This is a genomic window from Nitratireductor mangrovi, from assembly GCF_007922615.2.
Taxonomy (GTDB): Bacteria; Pseudomonadota; Alphaproteobacteria; order Rhizobiales; family Rhizobiaceae; genus Mangrovimarina; species Mangrovimarina mangrovi.
Genome location: NZ_CP042301.2, coordinates 4759383 through 4781113, shown reverse-complemented (window position 1 = coordinate 4781113; position 21731 = coordinate 4759383). Strand labels below are relative to the sequence as shown.

Sequence of the window (21731 nt, the reverse complement as noted above, 5' to 3'; positions counted from 1 at the left end):
AGCCGGCCTACCCGGCCTTGCGGCGGTAGTCGGCCGGCCGCTTCTGCAGAAAGGCCGCCACGCCTTCCTTGTAATCGTCCGACATGCCGGCCTCGCGCTGGAGCTGGCGCTCGAGGTCGAGTTGGTCGTCAAGCGAATTGGTCGAAGCGGCATGGATGGCCTTCTTCGTCAGCGCGTAAGCGTGCGTGGGCCCGCGCGCGAAGCCTTCCGCAAGCGCCGTCGCTTCCGCCATCAGGCGATCGTCCTCGACCGCCCGCCAGATCAGGCCCCAGGCCGCCGCGTCGTCGGCAGCCAGCGGATGCGCGGTCAGCGCCAGTGCCTTGGCGCGCGCCTCGCCGAGTTGGCGGGTGAGCCAGTAGGTGCCGCCTGCGTCGGGGATCAGCGCGATCTTGGAGAATGCCTGGATGAACTTCGCCGACTTCGCCGCGATCACGATGTCACAGGCCAGCGCGACGTTGGCGCCGGCCCCGGCGGCCACGCCGTTGACCGCGCAGATGACGGGTTTCGGCATGGCGCGGATCGTTCGCACCAGCGGATTGTAGAAGGTCTCGAGCGTCTTTCCCAGGTCGGGGCTGTCGCCGATCAGGGTCGGATCGCGGTCGGAAAGATCCTGCCCGGCACAGAAGCCGCGACCTGCTCCGGTCAGGACGATGGCGCCGCAGTCGGCATTCTCCTGACACTCGGCCAGTGCGGCCCGCAACTCCTTGTGTTGCACTTCGTTAAACGCGTTCAGACGATCCGGCCTGTTGAGCGTGATGACGCTGTAACCGTCTTTTCGTTCATGCAATACTGTCTCGTCGCTCATCGGGTGTTCCTCCTCGTGCCCTTCAGGGCCGGTGCTTGCGCGGCAGTTTACATGCCGAAGGCCGGCAATCAATTTCAACCGGCGCGAGGGAGAAAAAATGACGCGCCCGCGCCGCGACGACGAGGAACGGTCCGGCCGGGGGCGGGAACCGGTTGGATGCTAGATGGCGGGTGACGTGGCTTTCGGCGAAACGCAGCAGGACCAACCGCAGGCGCGGCTGAGGGAGGACCTTTTCGCTCTTCTCTTTGCCGGCTGCGGACAGGAGCGCGTCCAGGCAGGTCAGAACCTGTTCATGCAGGACGACGAGGCCGACCGTGTCTACGGCGTCCTCAACGGCACCGTCGAGATCGCGATCTATTCGGAGGGCGGCCGCAAGCTGGTCGCAAACATCGAGACCGCCAAGAGCCTGATCGGGGAGATCGGCGCTCTCGACGGTGGATTGCGGACAGCCACGGCGACCTGCCTGACAGATTCGGTCCTCGTCTCGGTCTCGCGACGCCAGCTGTTCGACCGCATCGAAGCGCATCCGCAACTGGCGTCCGCCATGATCGGATTGTTGTGCGCGCGCCTGCGCTGGGTCAGTGCCGAACTCGGTGACCAGGCCTTGCTCAAGATCGAGGCGCGGCTCGCCAAGCGGCTGCTTTTCCTTTCCGAGCTCATCCCCGACGAAGAAGGCTGGATCCGCATTTCACAGTCGGAGCTGGCCGAGTTTCTGGGCGCGACGCGAGAGTCGGTGAACAAGACGCTGACGGACTGGCGCCGCCTCGGCGTCATCGAGATCAGGCGCGGCGGCCTGAAGATCGTGAACGGTCGCGCTTTGGAGCGCATCGGCTCGGCGCCCGAGGATTGAACGCGCGGCCTGCCGCTATGTTCGTGAACGCAGATAGCGCAAGGCCCGCCTGCCGGGCATGAAGAAATATCCGCCACCCTTCACCGTAGTGAAGGCAGAGAGGCCTTCGAGCCGGCGGGGACCCTTCGGCCCGGGGATGGTGAAGGTGCCGCCCGGCCCGACCAGCGGATCGGTCTCGTTCCGCAATCCCTCGAAACCGCTGTTGAGGACCCAGCTCTGCTGCACGAACTCGAACTGCCGCTCGATGTCGGCGTTGAGGCACATGAACAGCATGCCCTTCTCGAGCTTGCCGCCGCGCAGCTTCTTTTCATAGGTGCGTCCGATGCGCAGGATGCGATGCCGCTTGGACAGCGCTATCTGCACTTCGGGATCGCCGCCGAGGGAATCGCGCGGATTGGACCGCCTGATATGGGCGCCGAAGGGACAGCGGTGCCCTTGCGGATCGTCACGCGCAAACAGGAAGGAATTGTCGGCCTCGCGGTCCTTGCGCCATACCGGATTGCGCACCAGCGAGGAGCCATCCTTCCAGCGGCCGAGCATCTTGGCGCCGATCCACTCCTCGGTCGGACGCCCGTCCATTGTGGCGGTACCGAGCGCCTTCGCCGTCTTCTTGCAATAGGCGTCGAACGCATCGACGTGCTGGACCAGCTGGCGCACGACGAGGAATGAGCCGTTGCGGCCGAAATCGCGCCGTGTTGCATCCTCGCTACCGCGTTCGGCATCAAGGATGCCGGGAAGCCGATCCTTCGGATCGGCGCCGGCTGCGAGGGTCATCGATGGCGGCAGATGGCCGTATTCGTCGCGATAACCGAACAGGAACTCGCCGGCTGCGACGCGATGCTGCGGGTTGGTGGGGTATCGCGCCCTGGGCGTCCCCGCGATCACCGGCTGTGAAATGCCGTCGCGATAGCCGAAATGCTCGTGCGGCTTGTCGGTGCCGTTCTTCCAGATCGTGAGCGGCAGCCGCGAAACCAGTTCGATGCCCGCCGCGATGCTGCGCTCGATCAGCGCCTCCACGTCGGCCTTCAGGCGGGACTCGTTCGCGGCGTAGCAGATAAAGAACACGTCGGCGGAGCTGCCTTCCGCCCCCCAGTCCCAGTTGGACGATGCATTGTCGCCGGTGTCGCCGAGCGCACGCGCCTTTTCCGCATTGGCCATGCCGCGCCTGAACGCAGTCGGAAACGTCGCCAGGTCGCCGGCCGGGCCGCCCAGGCCCAGGCGGCGCAGGCCGTCCGGTCCGAATGCAACGATCAGCGCGGCATCGACGGGTTCGGCGTCGCCGAAGGAGACATTTTCCAGCAGGTGGTCGAGCCAGGCGGCGCGCGCTTTACGATCGTGTTTCTCGGGGATCGACATGGCCAGCATCTCGGCCCATTCCAGCTTGCCCATGCCCCCGAAGACGATCGACTGGATATCGCGCACTTCGAGCTCGCGCACCGGGCGCGGCGATGAACCGAAACGGTCGAGCCAGTCGGCGGCCTGGGTGTCGGTTTCCGCCGAGGCGATCGCCTGGCGGATGGAGGAGTTGCGGCGGATGGCGAGCGTGGTCAGCTCGGGATAGGCCGAATACCAGAACAGGGTCGGAATCTGTTGTTCCCGCGCCCAGAGCTTGAAGCGGTCGCCATCGGTCGCGCCGTCAAAGAACAGGTTCCTGGCGCGGGGAAAGCCTTCGGTGTTGCTCCAGACCGCGGTCAGGCCCTTGCTCGCCTTGGTGATGAAATCCTCAAGGTAGCTGCCCCAGCTGCCACCGTAATTGCTGAAGAAAAGCAGCTTGTCGGTGCCGGGCAGCAGCACCCAGCGGGCATAGTGGATGGAGCCGATGTCGGCGAGCCGGCCCGGCATGAAGACGTGACGCGCGAACTGGAGGATCGCGAAGAAGCCGAGCCTCAGGGTGAGCCGGCGCAGCAGGCCCGGTTTCATGACCGAGACGGCGGCGAGATGGTTGTGGGCCATGTGGTTCTCGCGCCGCGAGATCTGCTCGAAACGGTCCGGCGCGAGATGGGCGCCGCCGACCGGATCGCTCCGCTCCTTGCGCCGGAAGCGCGCGTAGACAAACCAGCCGAGAACGCCAAGAACGGCAAGCAGCACGATCGTTCCGACAACCAACGCCGCCAGGGCGGCGAAGACGCCACGCCAAAAACCACCGTCCCATCCGCCGAAGGCAAGAAGGAAAAGAGGCAGCGCCACAGCCACGATCATGAGGAGCAGCGTCGTAACCAGGGTAGGATCCCTCACGAGAGCCCACACCGCCCCGGCCACCTTGCCCTCCCGACCCTCCAGCCGCTGTTCGGCAGGCTGGAACGCCCATTCGAAGCCGGCCTTGCCGGCCAGGGCGTCGCGAACGGTGCGCAGCCGTTCGAGCGGCGTCGCCGGCCCGTCGGCCGGTTCCTCGGCGAGGATGGCCTGCGCCTCGTGGACTAGCCGGTCCTCGGCGAGAATCCTGCTCACTGAATGGCCGGGTGTGCCGGTGAAGCACAGGCCAGGCTGATGGCGCGGCGCCGGCGACACCTTGACGGCGTGGCGACGCATCACTCCGGCGAGGTCAGCGTCGGCAGTTGCCGCGCCGGCGGCCTCGAAGATCGGGCGCAGGAACGCGCCGGCCTCGGCGGCGACGCGGTCGATCGCCTCGTTCTCGCTGCCGTCGGCAGAGAACTCGAGCACCAGATGATAGCTCTCGCCCCGCGCCTCGGATGCAATGTCCGCCTTGCCGACCACGGACAGGCTGGCAAAGTGGATGATGCCGGTCCGGTCAAAAGCCTCACGGACCGCCGGCTCGGGCGGATTGCCAAGTGCATCGACCATCTCGCGGAGGTTTTTCGCCGAGGTGTCTTCGGAGACCGGCACGGCAATGGTGACGAAGGCGTTGTCGACGACCCTGGATTCCGGCGGCAGGTCGAAATCGACGCGCAAGGTCTCGGGAAACGCCCCCCGGCGCGTCAGCCGTCCGGCCCGCCCGGCAGCGCGCCGCAGACCCGGCTTCGAAAACAGCGCCTTCAGAGCTTCCGCGATCTGTACCTTGGCCAGTTCGGCTCCGACACACCAGTGAATGCCGTGACCGAAGACCAGCGAGCCACGCAGCGACCGGCTCGGATCGAACCTTTCCGGGTCGACCACGTCCTCCTCGTCGAACATCGCCGAAAGCGTCGACGGCCATACCGTCATGCCCGCGCGCAGGCGCTTTTCCCTCGGCGTGTCCTTTGCGATGACGGTGTCGCGGGCGACATAACGCAGCGGCCCGAGATTGATCGGCTTGAAGCGCATTGCCTCCATCACCGCGGCCGCGAGGGCCGTATCGTCGTCGGCCGCGATCGCTGCCGCCACCGCTTCCCGCGCCTCGTCCATCGACAGAATGACATCCAGGGAGTTGCCGGCCGCGAGCAGGTTGGTCGGCGTGAAGCCGGTGATCATGCCCATCATGATCGAGCGGATCTCGTTCTCGCTCAGCGCGTCCGGATCGGCATCGTGGAGCTTGACCAAGCGGGCAAGCGGCGTCTCGGGATCGATGCGGCCCGCCCGCACCTCGGCGATCGAGCAATCGATCGCCTGGTTCATTCGCGCGGCGGCCACCACCGCGAGTTCACGGGTGGTCGCATTACCGGAAAAGTCGGCGAAGAACAGCGACGACAAGGCGATCGCCCAGTCGGCGAAAATCTTCTCATCGTCGATCGCCATACCGTAATAATCGCGACAGATCAGCACCGGAACGATCTTCATGAGTTCGCCGACGGCGTCAAAGCCCGGCATGGCATGCCGCATGACCTCGCGCGAATGGCGGGCAGCGATCGGCCGCACCTTCTTTTCGACCTCGGCCGGCGGGAACGCGGAGAGAAGGGCTGATTTCAGTCTACGGTAGTCCGGCCCGTCCTGCATGCCGAGCACGAAGTCGGCGCCGCCGGCCATCTCGCGCATTTCGGGGCCGAACGGCGTCTCGAACACGTCCTGCCGTTCGAGGATCTCGCGCACGTCGGCATTCTTCAGCACTAGCGCGAAGCGGGACAACTTGATGGTCGGCCAGCGCCGGCGCAGGAACCTCAGGAGCGGCCGGGGATTTTCAAGCAAGGCGGTGATGATGCGCGCGCCTATGCCATTGCTGCGAAGCCGCTCCGCGTCGAATGGCGGCATTTCGGACACTGGCTTTTGCGCCGCCTGGGCAAACTCCACCCCGTCGAAATATTTGGTCCGGATCATCGTCGTTCCCGCGCACTGCCGCCATTGTAGCAGTAGGGCGCACGCCCCTTGGCTGTAAGTGACATGGTTCACAGACAGCCGCAGCGGCGCTTTGGCGCTTAGCCAACGCCCTCCAGCGCCCTGTCAAAAAGGTCGATCAGAAAACGGTTCTGGCCGGAATCGGCAAACGGGATGAACTCCACGCGCCGGGTCGCAAATTGCGGATCGCGGGCGGCAAGCACCGCGCGCTCGGCCTTGGCCGCCGCGTGGTCGCCTTGCGCGCCCAGCGCAGCGATCTTCAAAAAGCGGGCGTACCAATAGGATGGGGCAAGCGAAAGCGAGCGCTCCGCCGTGACCACGGCCGACGGCCAGTCCTGCGCGAAACAATAGGCGGAGGCCAGTTCGCCGAGATTGTGAAACCGGTAGAGGTCGAACGGGCTCAGGCGGTCGGCGTCGAGAAACAGCGGGATGGCGCGTTTTTCGTCCCCCAGAAGCAGATGGGCGCTGCCCATTGCGGAGCGCGCGAAGGCGAAGCTTGGATTGATGCCGATCGCTTCGGCAAGGTGCTCGCGCGCCGACGCCGGGCGGCCGAGCATTATGTCGACGATCCCGAGATGGGCGTAAGGGCGCGCGTCCTGGCTGTCCATGTAGAGCGCAGTGCGGGAAAACTCCTCGACCCTGGCAAGGTCTTCCTTGTATTCGCCGCTGCCGCCGAAGTTCAGCCACGAGCGCCAGAAGTACCACCACGCCAGTTCGTTGAGCACCGTACTGGCGTTCGGGTCGCGTTCGTAGGCCTTTTCGAAAAATTCGAGGGCAAGCTCGGTATTCTCGCGGGTCCGGCGCTGCATGTGCCAGCGGCCGCGGCGGACGAGTTGCCAGCTTTCGAGCCCTTCCCAGGGGACACGGAAGGTCCGCGCCTGCTCGACCCGGTCGACCTCCTTTTCGAGCATTGCCACGATCTCGTTGCCGATCTCGCCCTGCATGGCAAACATGTCGGAAAAATCGCGGTCGAAACGGCGCGACCAGATGTTGCGGTTGGTCGAGGCGTCATCAAGCGCAGCGCGCACCCGCAACCGGCTCCCGCTGCGGGCGATCGTGCCGGTCACGACATAGCGCGCTCCGAGCGCGCGCCCCGCCGCGTCAGGCGAAATCGCCTCGTCGCGAAACTGCAGGCTCGAATTCATCGAGATGACGGGCAACCAGCGGGTGTTCGAGAGGCCGACGATGATGTCTTCGGCCATGCCCTCTGCCATATAGCTGATCTCGGGATCGCCAGCCTCAATGCGGAATGGAAGCACGGCGACCGCGGGCGGGCCGCCTTTGCCGTCAGCGCGGAAGAACGAAAAGGCTGAAACCGGCACATCGCGCGGTTCGGCGTGCTGCGCCGTGGCGCCGTCGGCGCGGTCGACACGGAAGGCCCGCACCGGAAGCAGGATGTTGTGGAATTCCCGGATGCCGAGATCGGTGAAATGCGCCGCCATCCGGCCGCGGACGTGATGCCAGGTGGTCTCGGAAATCACAACGCCGCCCTCGGGGGCAATTTCCTGCAGTCGCGCCGCGATATTCACATCATCGCCATAGCGGCTTTCGTCGCGCACGATCACATGGCCGGTATTGATGCCGGCGCGGAAGGCCATCCGCCGCGATTCCTCGACCGAGGCGTTGACGTCTCGTATCCGGCTCTGGAAATCGATCACCGCCAGCAGCGCCTCCACCGGAGCGCCGAATTCGGCCATCATGCTGTCGCCGGCGGGGCCGAAAAGGCGTCCGCCGAACGTCGTGCAGGATTCCCGAATGAGATCGCGGTGTTTTTCGAAAGAGGAAACCGCCGCCTCGTCGTCCATGCCCATGAGACGTGAGAACCCGGCCGCGTCAATCGACACGATCGTAGCCACCTGCCGCTGGAACTGACGGCTGGGCATCTAGGCCTCACCTCTCATGCGTCCCGGCAAGCGTAACAGGCGCCCCCACCCGCTCAAAAACCGTCCACCAGATGGAACCGCACCCCGGGCCGAAGTCCGCGGGACGCACGCACCCCTCAGCGCCGCCCTGCCGGACCACGCGCTGTCAGGATTATCAAATACGATTAGATGTTTCTACCGTTAGAGCCAGCTATATTAGCAAGTACCCGGCGCCAGGGCTTGTCTCCGGACGCGCTACTCGAAGATGATCTCCGGCGCGGCATCATCCCCGGCGACCTCTAGCTGCTCGGCAACCGCGGTCGCGATCGTCCTGTATGTTTCGGCATGCGCACTTTCGGGCGCGGAGACCACGACCGGAGCACCCGCGTCCGACGTCTCGCGGATCGACATTTCGAGCGGAACTTCGCCAAGAAAGGCGATGCCGAGTTTCCCGGCTTCGGCCCGGGCGCCGCCATGGCCGAAGATATCGTAGCGCTTGCCGGTGTCGGGAGCGATGAAATAGCTCATGTTCTCTACGATGCCGAGTACTGGCACGTCGACGCGGCGGAACATGTTGAGCCCCTTGCGCGCATCGATCAGGGCAAGATCCTGAGGTGTCGAAACAATGACGGCGCCGGCCAGCGGCACCTGCTGCGCCATGGTGAGCTGGGCATCGCCGGTGCCGGGCGGCATATCGACGACGAGGATGTCGAGCTCACCCCATTCGACCTCGCGCAGAAGCTGGGTAAGGGCGGACATGACCATGGGACCACGCCAGATCATCGGCGTTTCTTCCTCGACCAGGAAGCCGATCGACATCACCTTGAGACCATATTTCTCCATCGGCTTCAGTATCTTGCCGTCGACGGTCTGCGGCTTGCCGGAAATCGCGAGCAGACGCGGCACAGACGGGCCGTAGATGTCGGCATCGAGCAGGCCGACACGCAGCCCGGCCGCCAGCAGGCCCAGGGCGAGATTTACGGCCGTGGTGGACTTGCCAACACCGCCTTTGCCGGAGGCGACCGCAATGATCTTCTTCACGCCGGGAACATCGCGTCGGCCCGACTGGCGGCCCGCTGGCGCTCCTTGCGGCTCAGGCGCGCGGGGTGCCGCGTGGCGGGGCGGCGGGGGCGTCGATGCTGCGCGCCGCGGAGCAGGCGCGCGCTCCATGCCGCCGCCTTTCTTCTCCGCCGTCAGCGCCACCACGGCGCCGGTCACGCCCGGCATTGCCTTGACGGCCCGCTCCGCAGCCGCACGCAGCGGTTCGAGCTGCTGCGCCCTGTCGGCCGGCACCGTGATCGAAAAGAACACCTTCCCATCGGCGACGAAAATCTCCGAAACGAGTCCGAGCGACACGATATCGCCTTCGAAGTCGGGGCCCTTGATGGCGTGAAGCGTCTCGATGACGGCTTCCTTGGTGACGGTCATGGCGTTTCTCTCGCGAATTGACGCGCCGGAGATAATGCAGATCGCGCGCCGGGCCAAGGGATGGCTGGATTCGCCGACCTGGCAAAAAAAATCGAACGCTCGTGTCGAATCCGCCGTCGCCCGTTCGTCGGGTGGGTACGAAGGCGCCGCAACGGCGGCGTCCAGCCCACAATCAGGGAACTTGGAAGATGAACCCCGTGCCCGCAGAGGCCGCCAACAACCCCTCCCCAACGCGCCGTCCCTTACGCAGCATTGCTGCAGTCGTCGCGGGGCTCGCGACCGTAGTCGTACTCTCGACCGGTGCCGACGCCCTGTTTCACGCGACCGGCGTTTTCCCGCCCGCCGGCGAACCGATGATCGCTGCCGGCGACTACGCACTGGCTTTCGCCTACCGCAGCGTGTTCGCCGTGCTGGGTGGCTACATCGTCGCATGGCTGGCGCCCTCCGCACCGCTGCGCCACGCGCTGGTGCTCGGCCTCATCGGCACCGCCGGTGCGACCGCCGGTGCCGTCGCCATGTGGGGCGTCGGACCCGGCTGGTATCCCGTCACGTTGGCGCTGACCGCCCTGCCGCTGACCCTGCTCGGCGCCGCACTGGCCAATCGCTAGAAACTCTCTCTCCCCAAGCAAAGGAAAAGACCATGAAGTTCATTCCCTATCTCTCTTTCGACGGCCGCTGCCGCGAGGCCTTCGAGTTCTATGCCAAGGTGCTCGGCGGCCGCATCGAAGCCATGCTCAGCCACGGCGAAACGCCGGCCGGCGCCGAGGTCTCGCCCGGCTGGCAGGACAAGATCCTGAACGCCCATCTCGTAACCGAAGCGGGTGAACTGATGGGCGCCGACTCGCCGCCCGAATTCGGATCCGCCGAGCAGAAGGGCGTTTCCATCTCGATCCAGATCGAGGACGAGGCGCGCGCGGAGGCGATCTTCAACGCCTTCGCCGACGGCGGCACGGTCACGATGCCCTTCGAGACAACCTTCTGGGCAAAGAAATTCGGCATGGTGACGGACCGCTTCGGCACCTCGTGGATGATCAACTGCGCCCAGGCGCAATAGGAGGAGGACATGCAGAACAAGATCAGCACCTGGCTCTGGTTCGAAACCGAAGCCGAGGAAGCGGCGCGCTTCTACGCGTCGGTATTTCGCCGTACGGAACTGGGCGAGGTCGCCCGGGCGTCGGGCGGCGGCGAGCCCTACATGCAGGAAGGCCAGGTCATCACGGCTGAAGTCACCATCGAGGGCCAGCAATTCGTCTGCCTGAACGGCGGCAAGCACCCGGAAGGCATCCCCAACGACAGCGTGTCCTTCCAGATCCTCTGCGCCGACCAGGCCGAGGTCGACGAATACTGGAACAAGCTCGCGGCCGACGGCGGGCGCGAGGTCCAGTGCGGCTGGGTCAAGGACAAATACGGCTTTGCCTGGCAGATCGTGCCGGAGGTCTTGTACCGCTACATGAACGGGCCGGACCGCGAGGCCGCCACCCGCGTCACCGCGGCGATGATGAAGATGGTCAAGCTCGACGTGGCCGAACTGGAGGCGGCGGCCAGAGGCTGACGACAAGGCGATTGGCGGGAGGCGTACGCAAGGCTACGTTTCCCGCCATGATCGACAAGCTCGAATTCTTCATCGCACTGGCCCGGGAACAGCATTTCGGCCGCGCCGCCGAGACGCTCGGCATCACCCAGCCGACGCTTTCGGCCGCCGTCAAGCAACTCGAGGACCAGCTCGGCGTCATGCTGGTCAAGCGCGGCTCGCGTTTCCAGGGCCTGACGGCGGAGGGCGAGCAGGTGCTGACCTGGGCGCGCCGCATCGTCGGCGACGCGCGCACCATGCGCGAGGAGATGCGCGCCGCCCGCAAGGGCCTTTCCGGGCGTATCCGCATCGCTGCCATTCCGACCGCGCTGGCGATGGTCGCCCGCATCACCACGCCGTTCCGCGAGCGGCATCCCGGCGTCAGCTTCTCGGTCCTGTCGCGCACCTCGATCGAGGTCCTGTCGTTGCTAGGCAATTTCGACATCGATGTCGGCATCACCTATCTCGATAACGAGCCGCTCGGCAACGTCGTGTCGGTGCCGCTCTATTCGGAGCGCTACCAGCTGATCACGGCGGCCGGCAACGCTTTGTCCGACCGCGCGCAGGTGAGCTGGGCCGAGGTTGCCGAACTGCCGCTCTGCCTGCTCACGCCCGACATGCAGAACCGGCGCATCATCGACCATCACCTGGCCGAAGCCGGCGCCGTGGCGCGGCCGACACTGGAGTCCAATTCGATGATCGTGCTGTTTTCACACATCCGGACCGGCAAATGGGCCTCGATCATGCCGCTCAACCTTGCGGAAACGTTCGGCTTTGCCGAGCCGATCCGGGCCATTCCGATCGTCGAGCCCGACGCCAGCCATCTGGTCGGGCTGGTGGCTACAAAACGCGAGCCACATCTGCCGTTGGTCGCGGCGCTTCTGGACGAGGCGATGGCGATGGCGGAAGCCGGACTTGCGGCGTCCGGAAATCACCCGCCGCCATTGCAGCGATGAAGCGCCGTCGGCGCGGCCAGCGCGACGGGCGCTTCAAACGCTGCCGTCGTAAGCAACGGGCGCGCAAACGCCATCGCCGCGCCGAAAGCCATCGCCACTGCCATGACCTGATACTCGATATCCTCAAGAGCAACGTTCTCCGCCAGGTTTCGCAGCCTGACCGTTTCGGCGAGTACTGGCACGTTGACGATGTCCTTTTGGGCAATCGCTTCCGCAACAGCGCTGCGAACGTCGCAAACGAGCTTCTCTGATAAGTGTCTGTCCATCATAACTCCTGCCGAAAGAATAGCGCGTCCAACCCGTCAATCAAGAGGAGTTATCCTATTTTCTCAAATTATTTCAATTAGTTAGTAATAGGCATTGCTGCGCATCTTTGCGGCTTCTGAGCCGCAGTGGCTCTTGACGACAACAATGCCTGAGCCCGACAAGGTCACCTATCTTGCGACTGCACAAGCGCCGCCTATATAGTCGCTTACTCATTCGGCGGCTGGCGGAGGCGTTGATGTCGGACCTTGAGCGCGGCGAACGACTGCAGATCATGCTGAGCAAGGAAGAACTGGCAGCGGTCGAAGACTGGCGCTTCGACAAGCGAATGCCGAGCCGGGCAGCTGCCGTGCGCGAATTGCTGCGACGGGGGTTGGTCGCGGAAGGCTTTCTGACGGCCCTTACCGGAGCCAAATCTCAGGATTTCGGCGTGCTGGGCGTCAAGTCCGACGGCGAGGCCGCGGACTGACCCGGCCGGTTCCTCTGTTCTCTGGCCGCATATCGGCCCAGACAGGCCGCCCGTGACGCTTGCCGCCGCTTCTGGACGAGGCGATGACGCTGGCAAGCGATTTCCGCGTGCACGGCTAGACTAATGCTTCGGCAGCGGTCACGCTTGATAGAAGTTTTCTATCAAACCACGGAACTGCTTTATTGATTCAGGCGGTTTCGTCTGGTTTCCTAACGACTTAGCGCCGGTTCCCGGCGATCCGAACAGGGAGGGCGCTGCAAGATCATGCAGCAGCAAGGTACCCAGGCGCTGGCGGACGTCGCCGCGCGCACGAACGCCGTCATCGACGAGTTGAAGGGGCTGGAAGGTCCGCTTCTGCCGATCCTCCATGGCGTGCAGAAGGAATTCGGCTGCGTGCCGCGAGACGCGCTGCCGGTGATCGCCGACGCGCTGAACCTGTCGCGCGCCGAGGTACACGGCGTCGTTTCGTTCTATCACGACTACCGCAGCGAACCGGCCGGCCGTCATGTGCTGAAGCTCTGCCGCGCGGAGGCCTGCCAGTCGATGGGCGGCGACGCGATCGCCGACAGGCTGCAGGAATTGCTCGGCATCTCCTTCCACGAAACGGCCAAGGACGGCTCGGTGACGCTGGAGCCGGTCTACTGCCTCGGACTGTGCGCCTGCGCGCCTTCGGCGATGCTCGACGGCGTCGTGATCGGCCGTCTCGATGAAGGCAAGGCGCAGGAAATCGTGGCGGAGGTGCGGACATGACCGTCACGATCTACGTCCCCCGTGATTCCGGCTCGCTGGCGCTCGGCGCCGACAAGGTGGCGAAGGCCCTCGCGGCGGAAATCGCGAAACGCCGGCTTGACGCACGGATCGTGCGCAACGGTTCGCGCGGCATGTACTGGCTGGAGCCCATGGTGGAGGTGGCCACGTCCGCCGGCCGCGTCGCCTACGGGCCGGTGCAGGCGAAAGATGTCGGTGCGCTGCTCGATGCCGGGCTGCTTGATGGCGGCAACCACGCGCTCGCGCTGGGCGATCCGGAAAAGATCCCGTTTTTTGCCAGGCAGCAGCGCCTCACCTTCGCGCGCTGCGGCATCACCGACCCGGTCTCGCTTGAGGATTACGAAGCCCATGGCGGGCTGCGAGGTCTCAGAAACGCGCTCAAGCTCACGCCGGCCGAGATCGTGAAGCAGGTGACCGATTCCGGCCTGCGCGGACGCGGCGGCGCCGGCTTCCCGACCGGCATCAAGTGGAACACCGTGCTCGAGGCGCAGGGCGAGCGCAAATATATCGTCTGCAACGCCGACGAAGGCGACTCGGGCACCTTCTCCGACCGCATGGTCATGGAGGGCGATCCGTTCGTGCTCATCGAGGGCATGGCGATCGCCGGCATCGCGACGGGCGCGACCAAGGGTTACATCTATCTCAGGTCCGAATACCCGCACGCCAGTATCGCGCTCCGCGAGGCGATCGACGCCGCGCGCAAGGCCGGCGTGCTCGGCCAACGCATCCTCGGCTCCGACCATGCATTCGACATGGAAGTGCGCATCGGCGCCGGCGCCTATGTGTGCGGCGAGGAGACCGCGCTGCTCGACAGCCTCGAAGGCAAGCGCGGCCAGGTGCGCGCCAAGCCGCCGCTGCCCGCCCACAAGGGGCTGTTCGGCAAGCCGACCGTCATCAACAACGTGATCTCGCTCGCTTCCGTCCCGATCATCATGGACAAGGGGGCCGAGTTCTATCGCGATTTCGGCATGGGCCGTTCGCGCGGCACGATTCCGATCCAGCTGACCGGAAACGTCAGGCATGGCGGCCTGTTCGAGGCCGCCTTCGGCATGACTCTCGGCGAACTGGTCGACGACATCGGCGGCGGCACGGCGACGGGCCGCGCGGTGCGGGCCGTGCAGGTGGGGGGGCCTCTGGGCGCCTATTTCCCGCGCGCCCTGTTCGACACGCCCTTCGACTACGAAGCCTTTGCGGCCAGGGACGGGCTGATCGGCCACGCCGGCATCGTCGTCTTCGACGACAGCGTCGACATGCTGAAGCAGGCGCGTTTCGCCATGGAGTTCTGCGCCATCGAGAGCTGCGGCAAGTGCACGCCGTGCCGGATCGGCTCGACCAGAGGTGTCGAGACGCTGGACAGGCTGGCAGCGAATATCGAACCGGAAAAGCAGGTCGAGCTCGTCACCGATCTCTGCAACACGATGAAGTTCGGTTCGCTGTGCGCGCTGGGCGGGTTCACGCCCTACCCGGTGATGAGCGCGCTGACGCATTTCCCTGAGGACTTCCGCCCGCAGCCGATGCGCGAAGCGGCGGAATAGGAGACGGCCAATGTCATTCGTCAATGAAATCGACTACGGCACACCGGCCTCGAAGGCCGAAAAGACTGTGACGCTCACCGTCGACGGCAAGAAAGTCACCGTTCCCGAAGGGACCTCGATCATGCGCGCGGCGATGGACGCGGGCGTCGAGATCCCGAAGCTGTGTGCGACCGACATGCTGGAGAGCTTCGGCTCCTGCCGCGTCTGCCTTGTCGAGATCGAAGGGCGCGGCGGCACGCCGGCATCCTGTACGACGCCTGTTGCCGAGGGCATCGAAGTACGGACGAAAAGCGACAGGCTCGACGCGATCCGCAAGGGCGTGATGGAGCTCTACGTCTCCGACCATCCGAGCGCCTGGAACGAACGGCGCGGTACCGGCGCCAGCGAATTCGACCGGGTCGCCGCTCAGGTCGGCCTGAGCGAAAACCGCTATGGCACGGACGGTCGCAACCATGTCGCGCCGGGCGTTGCCCCCGGCGAAGGCTCGCTCAATGTCGACTACATCGCGCGCGACGAGAGCAATCCCTATTTCACCTACGACGCCTCGCAATGCATCGTGTGCTCGCGTTGCGTGCGCGCCTGCGAGGAGGTGCAGGGCACCTTCGCGCTGACCGTCGAAGGACGCGGCTTCGAGAGCCGCATCTCGGCCGGCATGCACGAAAACTTCCTCGAATCGGAATGCGTGTCGTGCGGCGCCTGCGTCCAGGCCTGCCCGACGGATGCGCTGCGCGAGAAGACGGTGCTCTACATGGGCATGCCGGAAAGCTCGACCGTGACGACCTGCGCCTATTGCGGCGTCGGCTGCTCCTTCAAGGCCGAGATGAAGGGCGAGGAAGTCGTTCGCATGGTGCCTTACAAGGACGGCAAGGCCAATCGCGGCCACTCCTGCGTGAAGGGCCGTTTTGCCTACGGCTACACCACGCACAAGGACCGCATCCTCAACCCGATGATCCGCGACAAGATCACCGATCCGTGGCGCGAGGTCAGCTGGGAAGAAGCGTTCGCGCATGTGGCCAATGAATTCCGCCGCATACAGTACCAGTACGGCAAGGGCGCCATCGGCGGCATCACCTCGTCGCGCTGCACCAACGAGGAGACCTATCTCGTTCAGAAGCTGATCCGCCAGGGCTTCGGCAACAACAATGTCGATACCTGCGCGCGCGTCTGCCACTCGCCGACCGGCTATGGATTGAAGACCACCTTCGGCACCTCGGCCGGTACGCAGGATTTCGATTCTGTCGAGCACACCGACGTCGCCATGATCATCGGCGCCAACCCGACCGACGGTCACCCCGTCTTCGCCTCCCGGCTGAAGAAGCGGCTCCGGCAGGGTGCGAAGCTGATCGTGCTCGATCCGCGCCGCATCGACATCGTGCGTCAGCCGCATGTCGAGGCCGCGCACCATCTTCCCCTCAAGCCCGGCACCAACGTCGCCGTGCTGACCGCGCTCGCCCATGTCATCGTTGCCGAGAGCCTCTTCGACGAGGCCTTCATCCGCGAGCGTTGCGACTGGTCGGAATTCGAGGACTACGCCGCCTTCGTTTCGGCGCCGCATCACAGCCCCGAAGAGGTCGAGAAGGTGTCGGGCGTCCCCGCCGAAACGATCCGCGCCGCGGCCAGGCTCTACGCCACCGGCGGCAACGCGGCGATCTATTACGGCCTCGGCGTCACCGAGCACAGCCAGGGCTCGACCACGGTGATGGCGATCGCCAACCTCGCCATGCTGACCGGAAATATCGGCCGGCCGGGTGTCGGCGTGAACCCGCTGCGCGGCCAGAACAATGTGCAGGGCGCCTGCGACATGGGCTCCTTCCCGCACGAGCTTCCGGGCTACCGCCACATGTCGGACGATGCAACCCGCGACATTTTCGAAGCGGTGTGGAAGGTCACGCTCGATCCGGAGCCGGGGCTGAGGATCCCCAACATGCTCGACGCCGCCGTGGAAGGCTCCTTCAAGGGCATCTACGTCCAGGGCGAGGACATCCTGCAGTCGGACCCGAACACCACCCATGTCGCCGCAGGGCTGGAAGCGATGGAATGTGTGGTCGTCCACGATCTCTTCCTCAACGAGACCGCCAACTACGCCCATGTCTTCCTGCCGGGCTCGACTTTCCTCGAGAAGGACGGCACCTTCACCAATGCCGAGCGTCGCATCAACCGCGTGCGCAAGGTGATGGCCCCCAAGAACGGGTTGGCCGACTGGGAAGTGACGCAACGGCTCGGCCACGCGATGGGGCTTTCCTGGAACTACACCCATCCCTCGCAGGTGATGGACGAGATCGCGCGGACCACGCCGAGCTTCGCCGGCGTCACCTACGACCTTCTGGACCGCGAAGGCTCCGTGCAGTGGCCCTGCAACGAAAAGGCCCCGCTCGGTACGCCGGTCATGCATATCGACGGCTTCGTACGCGGCAAGGGCAAGTTCATCCGCACCGAATATGTGGCGACCGACGAAAGGTCCGGTCCGCGCTTCCCGCTGCTGCTCACGACAGGACGCATCCTGTCGCAATACAATGTCGGCGCGCAGACGCGGCGCACGGCGAATGTCGAGTGGCACAAGGAGGACCGGCTGGAGATCCATCCGCATGACGCCGAACAGCGCGGCCTGCGCGACGACGATTGGGTCAAGATCAGGAGCCGTGCCGGCGAGACCACGCTGCGCGCGCTGGTGACCGACCGGGTCGCGCCGGGTGTCGTCTACACCACCTTCCACCACCCCGACACGCAGGCCAACGTGGTCACCACCGAATATTCCGACTGGGCCACCAACTGCCCGGAATACAAGGTGACAGCGGTGCAGGTCTCGCCCTCCAACGGCCCGTCCGACTGGCAGGTCGAATACGAGGAACAGGCCCGCCGGTCGCGGCGTATCGCGCGGCCGCTGGAAGCGGCGGAATGATGACGGCCGCCTCATCGTGACCCGCCCGCCCATCACCTCGACCACCCGCATCGCCCGCCGCGTCGGCGGTACGAGGGCTGCGGCACGCATGGTGCCGGAGGAAACTCCGGTGGCGCTATCCTACGCAGGCACCACCCACGCGGTGATGATGGCGACGCCTTCGGATTTCGAGGATTTCGCGCTCGGTTTCTCGATCACGGAGGGCATCGTCGGCTCACCGGACGAGATCGAATCGATCGTCGTCGAGGAGGCAGGGCCCGGTGTCGATATCCAGATCAGGTTGAAAGACGCCGCCAACCGGCGCTTCGAGGCCCGCCGGCGCCGGCTCGCCGGCCCAGTCGGCTGCGGACTTTGCGGCATCGAATCGATCGAGGAGGCGATGCGCGCGGTCAGGCCGATCGGTGATCTTTCACTTACGCTGAGCGCCCGCGACGTCACCCGCTCGGTCGGCCTGCTTGCGAAATCCCAGCCGCTTCACGCCGACACCGGCGCCGTCCACGCCGCCGGCTTCTATGTCCCCGGCAAGGGCATCGTGGCGGCGCGCGAGGATGTGGGCCGACACAACGCGCTCGACAAGCTTGCCGGCGCGCTGGCGCGCGCGGGCATCGACGGGGCGAGCGGCGCCGTGGTGGTGACGTCGCGTGTCTCCGTGGAGATGGTCCAGAAGACGGCTGCGATCGGTGCACCGGCGATCATCGCCGTCTCGGCGCCGACAGCGCTTGCCATCCGCATGGCCGAGGACGCCGGCCTGTCGCTCGTCGCGCTGGTGCGCGGCGAGGAGTTCGACATCTTCACGCATCCCGAGCGCATCACCAGTGGAGCCAGCCAGAATGTCGCCTGAGCACAGCACGCGCACCGGCAAGGACAAGCTCGTCTACATGGCCAACCAGATCGCCAGGTTCTTCGAGGCGATGCCGCGGGACGAGGCGGTCGAGGGCGTGGCCAAGCACATCAACGATTTCTGGGAGCCGCGCATGCGGCGCCAGTTCTTCGAGGTCGTCGATGCAGGCAGCGAAGGGCTGTCACCGCTCGTCCGCGAGGCGACCGCGAAGATCCGCCGGCCCGCTCAACACGTCGCCTGACCCTGGAGCAATGCGCGGCGGTTCTCCCCTTCCGCCGGATGAGAGGTGCAGGCGCTGAGCGCCCGGTGACCAAACATCGAACCTATTGCCTGACCAAGGCGACGTTGCGCGCCAGCGTCTCGGAGACCTCGCGGTCGACTTCTGACGAAGCCGACTGCAGGCTCGACATCATGTAGATCTGTCCAGACGTGGCCTCGAAGGTTAGGTAGTCGACGTAGAACTTGTAGGTCTCGCCGGCCTTGCAGGCGGTAAACGCCGTGGCGACTGCCGGGTCATCCTCGGCCGGCTTCTTGCCCGAAGCGAACGAGCCGTCGCAATTGCGTGAATCGTCGGCGATGACATCGGCAATCACGCCGTCCGGCGTGGTCGAGCCGGCCTTGAAGACATGCAGCGTGCCGCGCGTTCCGGGTGAGGTCCAGCCGACCGCCGCGGTCTTCAGGAAGTTCGGCGCATCCTCGCCAAGGCTGCGCTGGTCGGTCAGTTGGAAGCCGGCAAACTCGCTCGACGCGAACATCGCAATGACAAACCTGGTCGCGTCGAGAATGTCCTGCGGCGAATTGGCGAAAGCGGCGCCGGGCTCCTCGGCGGGCGGCGTCGCGGCCGGCTTGGCGGGCGGGGCGGCAGGTGTTGCCGGGGGCGCGGCCGGGGTGCGCGGCGGCGTCGCCAGTGCCACCTCCCGCTCTGGCGTATCGGTGGTCCTGGGCAACGGGTCCGGACTTCCGGAAAACGCCGGCGTCTTCGGTACCGCGTCGGATATCGCGATTTTTGCGGCAGCCGGCGGAGGCTCGGGCGGCGCTACCGGTGTATTCGGGGCCGTGCCGGCGGCAGGCGTGTTGAGCACCGCGGACCCCGGCATGCGCGGTACGTTCGATGCCGGCGGTTCGGTGCGGGCCACGACAGCCGGTGCTTCGGGCATTGGCGCCGGTTTCGGCGCCTTGGCGACAGGGGCCGGCGCCGGAGCAGGCGTCCTGGCGACGGGAACGCTGTAGTCGAGATAGTCGTTCACGCATTTGAGCGTCCGCGACAGAGCTCGCGACGTGCCGGTCAGGCTGAAGGAATAGTTCTGCCCGCCTGCCTCGACCTTCAGGACCCGGCCGCGGCGGAACTGGTTGAACAGGTAGTCCTTGGCGATCAGTTCCGCCATCACGAACTTCGGCGTGATGACGTTGGCATTGACCGAATTCACCTCGTGCTTGTCGATCTGGTAGCGGATCGGCACCGTCTCGCCGTCCTGCATGGTCCAGTTCTCGTGCGAGAAGCCCATGCGCCAGAGATAATTCCGGTCGATCGCGAAATGCAGCCTGATGCCGGACTTGTAGTCGGCCGATATGGCGCAATGGCTGAAGGCCACGCCGTCGTCATAGGCGCCGCCGTCCCAGTTGCCGGACTTGTAGGCGCTGCCGCGGATCTCGTCCGCGACGGCCGGCGCTGCCGTCAGCAGCGCGGCCGCAAGAGTAAAAGCCAGACGTTTTGCCACGACGAACCTCCCACCCGAGGCGTTCCGGTCGGGTCGGCACGGCCGCGGTTCACGCGCGGCCGGCGCCAAACCTCATGGCAATCATAACCCCATCTGCCCGAGCGGCAAGGCAGTCGGCCTATCCGTGCGCAACCATGACGTGGCGAACCGCCGTGTAGTCCTCGAGCGCGTAGGACGACATGTCCTTGCCGTAGCCCGACTGCTTGAGCCCGCCATGCGGCATCTCGTTGACGAGCATGAAGTGGGTGTTGATCCAGGTGCAGCCATACTGCAGCCGGGCAGCCGTTGCCATGGCGCGGCCGACATCCTTGGTCCACACCGAGGAGGCAAGCCCGTAATCGGAGTCGTTTGCCCAGGCGACGGCGTCGTCGACATCGCTGAAGCGGGTCACCGACACGACCGGCCCGAACACCTCGCGTTGCACGATCTCGTCAGCCTGCAACGCCCCGGCCACCACGGTCGGCTGATAGAAGAAGCCCTTGCCGGCGCCCGGCTTGCCGCCGGTGGTGACCTCGATGTGCTTGAGCTCGGCGGCGCGTTCCACGAAGCTTGCTACGCGGTCGCGCTGGCGCGGCGAGATCAGCGGCCCGATCTCGTTTTCGGTGTCGTCGTCCTTCGCGTAGCGGATCGAGGAGACGGCCGAGGTGAGGTCGGCGACCAGCTTGTCGTAGACCTTGCCGCCGGCATAGACCCGGCAGGCGGCCGTGCAGTCCTGGCCGGCGTTGTAGTAGCCGAAGGCGCGCAGCCCGTTGACCACGGCGTCGATGTCGGCGTCGTCGAAGACGATCACCGGCGCCTTGCCTCCCAACTCCAGATGGGTCCGCTTCACCGACTTCGCGGCGGCCTGCAATATCTTCTTGCCGGTCGCCACATCCCCGGTGAGCGAGATCATGTTCACCTTCGGATGGTTGATCAGCGCATTGCCGACCGTATCGCCACGGCCGAGCACGACGTTGACCACGCCCTCCGGCAGGATGTCGGCGAAGATCCTCGCCAGCTTCAGAGCCGTGAGCGGCGTCTGCTCCGACGGCTTGAAGACGACAGTGTTGCCGCCGCCGATCGCGGGCGCCAGCTTCCAGGCCATCATCATCAGCGGATAGTTCCAGGGTGCGATCGAGCCGACGACGCCGATCGGGTCGCGCCTGATCATCGACGTGAAGCCGGCCATGTATTCGCCCGCCACGGCGCCGGGAAGCGTGCGCACGGCGCCGGCGAAGAAGCGGTAGCAGTCGACGATGGCCGGAATCTCGTCGTTCAGCACAGCGTTGATCGGCTTGCCGCAGTTGAGCGCCTCCAGCGCCGCGAACTCCTTCGCCTCGGCTTCGATGCGCTCGGCAATCTTCAGGAGATAGCCCGACCTTTCGCCGGGCGTGGTTTTCGACCAGGAGACAAACGCCTTCGCCGCTGCGGCGACGGCCGCGTCGATCTGGGCCTGGCTCGCCTCCGGCAGGTCGAGGACCGTTTCCCCGGTTCTGGGGTTGAGGATTTTTTCCTCCGCCTCCGTGCCTTTCTCGAAGGCCGATCCGATCAGCATCTGGGTGTCCATGGGTTCCTCCTGGG

The 21731-nt window shown here is 65.5% G+C and carries 18 protein-coding genes; 11 read left to right on the top strand and 7 right to left on the bottom strand.

Annotated features, from left to right (window positions below; all coding sequences use genetic code 11):
- Positions 1–7: 7 nt before the first annotated feature.
- On the bottom strand, positions 8–805 hold the full coding sequence (gene paaG / locus FQ775_RS23415) for a 2-(1,2-epoxy-1,2-dihydrophenyl)acetyl-CoA isomerase PaaG (protein WP_146297568.1): 798 nt from the start codon (positions 803–805) through the stop codon (positions 8–10).
- A gap of 163 nt (positions 806–968) precedes the next feature.
- Here paaG and FQ775_RS23410 point away from each other — a divergent pair, with 163 nt between their 5' ends.
- Positions 969–1655: a Crp/Fnr family transcriptional regulator gene (locus FQ775_RS23410; protein ID WP_146297570.1), complete on the top strand. Its 687-nt coding sequence runs from the start codon at positions 969–971 to the stop codon at positions 1653–1655.
- Between the two features lie 15 nt (positions 1656–1670).
- Here FQ775_RS23410 and FQ775_RS23405 read toward each other — a convergent pair whose 3' ends face one another.
- The 3 genes from FQ775_RS23405 to apbC all read right to left on the bottom strand — a co-directional run bounded on the left by FQ775_RS23405 (position 1671) and on the right by apbC (position 9151).
- Complete coding sequence (locus FQ775_RS23405; protein ID WP_146297572.1) at positions 1671–5843, bottom strand: cytochrome P450; 4173 nt, start codon at positions 5841–5843, stop codon at positions 1671–1673.
- Positions 5844–5941: 98 nt separating this feature from the next.
- The gene (locus FQ775_RS23400) at positions 5942–7744 is read right to left on the bottom strand and encodes an adenylate/guanylate cyclase domain-containing protein (RefSeq protein ID WP_146297574.1); all 1803 of its coding nucleotides are present in this window, start codon (positions 7742–7744) and stop codon (positions 5942–5944) included.
- Positions 7745–7978: 234 nt separating this feature from the next.
- Positions 7979–9151 carry an iron-sulfur cluster carrier protein ApbC gene (gene apbC / locus FQ775_RS23395; RefSeq protein ID WP_146297577.1) on the bottom strand — a complete coding sequence of 391 codons (1173 nt, stop codon included), beginning with the start codon at positions 9149–9151 and terminating at the stop codon, positions 7979–7981.
- A gap of 188 nt (positions 9152–9339) precedes the next feature.
- On the opposite strand from apbC, the gene FQ775_RS23390 reads away from it, so the two are divergent.
- Genes FQ775_RS23390 through FQ775_RS23375 form a run of 4 tightly spaced genes read left to right on the top strand, consistent with a single transcriptional unit; the run spans position 9340 to position 11677 of the window.
- On the top strand, positions 9340–9759 hold the full coding sequence (locus FQ775_RS23390; protein WP_146297579.1) for a hypothetical protein: 420 nt from the start codon (positions 9340–9342) through the stop codon (positions 9757–9759).
- A 32-nt stretch (positions 9760–9791) separates the two neighbouring features.
- Positions 9792–10205 carry a VOC family protein gene (locus FQ775_RS23385; RefSeq protein ID WP_146297581.1) on the top strand — a complete coding sequence of 138 codons (414 nt, stop codon included), beginning with the start codon at positions 9792–9794 and terminating at the stop codon, positions 10203–10205.
- A gap of 9 nt (positions 10206–10214) precedes the next feature.
- A complete protein-coding gene (locus FQ775_RS23380; protein WP_146297583.1) occupies positions 10215–10703 on the top strand; it encodes a VOC family protein in 489 nt (162 codons plus the stop codon).
- A gap of 47 nt (positions 10704–10750) precedes the next feature.
- Positions 10751–11677: a LysR family transcriptional regulator gene (locus tag FQ775_RS23375; RefSeq protein WP_146297585.1), complete on the top strand. Its 927-nt coding sequence runs from the start codon at positions 10751–10753 to the stop codon at positions 11675–11677.
- Here FQ775_RS23375 and FQ775_RS23370 read toward each other — a convergent pair.
- Positions 11653–11946, bottom strand: a complete 294-nt coding sequence (locus tag FQ775_RS23370) for a hypothetical protein (protein ID WP_167813141.1) — start codon at positions 11944–11946, stop codon at positions 11653–11655. The genes FQ775_RS23375 and FQ775_RS23370 overlap by 25 nt on opposite strands.
- Before the next feature lie 233 nt (positions 11947–12179).
- Here FQ775_RS23370 and FQ775_RS23365 point away from each other — a divergent pair, with 233 nt between their 5' ends.
- From FQ775_RS23365 to FQ775_RS23340, 6 genes are all read left to right on the top strand, one after another.
- A complete protein-coding gene (locus FQ775_RS23365; protein ID WP_146297589.1) occupies positions 12180–12410 on the top strand; it encodes a hypothetical protein in 231 nt (76 codons plus the stop codon).
- A 264-nt stretch (positions 12411–12674) separates the two neighbouring features.
- Positions 12675–13160 carry a formate dehydrogenase subunit gamma gene (locus tag FQ775_RS23360; RefSeq protein WP_146297591.1) on the top strand — a complete coding sequence of 162 codons (486 nt, stop codon included), beginning with the start codon at positions 12675–12677 and terminating at the stop codon, positions 13158–13160.
- Positions 13157–14713 carry a formate dehydrogenase beta subunit gene (locus tag FQ775_RS23355; RefSeq protein ID WP_146297593.1) on the top strand — a complete coding sequence of 519 codons (1557 nt, stop codon included), beginning with the start codon at positions 13157–13159 and terminating at the stop codon, positions 14711–14713. Before FQ775_RS23360 ends, FQ775_RS23355 begins: the two co-directional genes overlap by 4 nt.
- Positions 14714–14723: 10 nt before the next feature.
- The gene (gene fdhF / locus FQ775_RS23350; RefSeq protein ID WP_146297595.1) at positions 14724–17612 is read left to right on the top strand and encodes a formate dehydrogenase subunit alpha; all 2889 of its coding nucleotides are present in this window, start codon (positions 14724–14726) and stop codon (positions 17610–17612) included.
- Between the two features lie 13 nt (positions 17613–17625).
- Complete coding sequence (gene fdhD / locus FQ775_RS23345; RefSeq protein WP_146297597.1) at positions 17626–18453, top strand: formate dehydrogenase accessory sulfurtransferase FdhD; 828 nt, start codon at positions 17626–17628, stop codon at positions 18451–18453.
- On the top strand, positions 18443–18694 hold the full coding sequence (locus FQ775_RS23340) for a formate dehydrogenase subunit delta (RefSeq protein ID WP_146297599.1): 252 nt from the start codon (positions 18443–18445) through the stop codon (positions 18692–18694). Before fdhD ends, FQ775_RS23340 begins: the two co-directional genes overlap by 11 nt.
- Before the next feature lie 82 nt (positions 18695–18776).
- Here the strand turns inward: FQ775_RS23340 and FQ775_RS23335 are convergent, their stop codons facing one another.
- Together FQ775_RS23335 and FQ775_RS23330 are read right to left on the bottom strand one after the other, a co-directional pair.
- The gene (locus tag FQ775_RS23335) at positions 18777–20171 is read right to left on the bottom strand and encodes a hypothetical protein (RefSeq protein ID WP_167813140.1); all 1395 of its coding nucleotides are present in this window, start codon (positions 20169–20171) and stop codon (positions 18777–18779) included.
- A 118-nt stretch (positions 20172–20289) separates the two neighbouring features.
- Positions 20290–21717: a gamma-aminobutyraldehyde dehydrogenase gene (locus tag FQ775_RS23330; protein ID WP_146297605.1), complete on the bottom strand. Its 1428-nt coding sequence runs from the start codon at positions 21715–21717 to the stop codon at positions 20290–20292.
- Positions 21718–21731: the final 14 nt, after the last annotated feature.

Coding starts and splice junctions, on each gene's coding strand:
- paaG (WP_146297568.1), bottom strand. CDS start 805: ATGAGCGACGAGACAGTATTGCATGAACGAAAAGACGGTTACAGCGTC.
- FQ775_RS23410 (WP_146297570.1), top strand. CDS start 969: ATGGCGGGTGACGTGGCTTTCGGCGAAACGCAGCAGGACCAACCGCAG.
- FQ775_RS23405 (WP_146297572.1), bottom strand. CDS start 5,843: ATGATCCGGACCAAATATTTCGACGGGGTGGAGTTTGCCCAGGCGGCG.
- FQ775_RS23400 (WP_146297574.1), bottom strand. CDS start 7,744: ATGCCCAGCCGTCAGTTCCAGCGGCAGGTGGCTACGATCGTGTCGATT.
- apbC (WP_146297577.1), bottom strand. CDS start 9,151: ATGACCGTCACCAAGGAAGCCGTCATCGAGACGCTTCACGCCATCAAG.
- FQ775_RS23390 (WP_146297579.1), top strand. CDS start 9,340: ATGAACCCCGTGCCCGCAGAGGCCGCCAACAACCCCTCCCCAACGCGC.
- FQ775_RS23385 (WP_146297581.1), top strand. CDS start 9,792: ATGAAGTTCATTCCCTATCTCTCTTTCGACGGCCGCTGCCGCGAGGCC.
- FQ775_RS23380 (WP_146297583.1), top strand. CDS start 10,215: ATGCAGAACAAGATCAGCACCTGGCTCTGGTTCGAAACCGAAGCCGAG.
- FQ775_RS23375 (WP_146297585.1), top strand. CDS start 10,751: ATGATCGACAAGCTCGAATTCTTCATCGCACTGGCCCGGGAACAGCAT.
- FQ775_RS23370 (WP_167813141.1), bottom strand. CDS start 11,946: ATGATGGACAGACACTTATCAGAGAAGCTCGTTTGCGACGTTCGCAGC.
- FQ775_RS23365 (WP_146297589.1), top strand. CDS start 12,180: ATGTCGGACCTTGAGCGCGGCGAACGACTGCAGATCATGCTGAGCAAG.
- FQ775_RS23360 (WP_146297591.1), top strand. CDS start 12,675: ATGCAGCAGCAAGGTACCCAGGCGCTGGCGGACGTCGCCGCGCGCACG.
- FQ775_RS23355 (WP_146297593.1), top strand. CDS start 13,157: ATGACCGTCACGATCTACGTCCCCCGTGATTCCGGCTCGCTGGCGCTC.
- fdhF (WP_146297595.1), top strand. CDS start 14,724: ATGTCATTCGTCAATGAAATCGACTACGGCACACCGGCCTCGAAGGCC.
- FQ775_RS23340 (WP_146297599.1), top strand. CDS start 18,443: ATGTCGCCTGAGCACAGCACGCGCACCGGCAAGGACAAGCTCGTCTAC.
- FQ775_RS23330 (WP_146297605.1), bottom strand. CDS start 21,717: ATGGACACCCAGATGCTGATCGGATCGGCCTTCGAGAAAGGCACGGAG.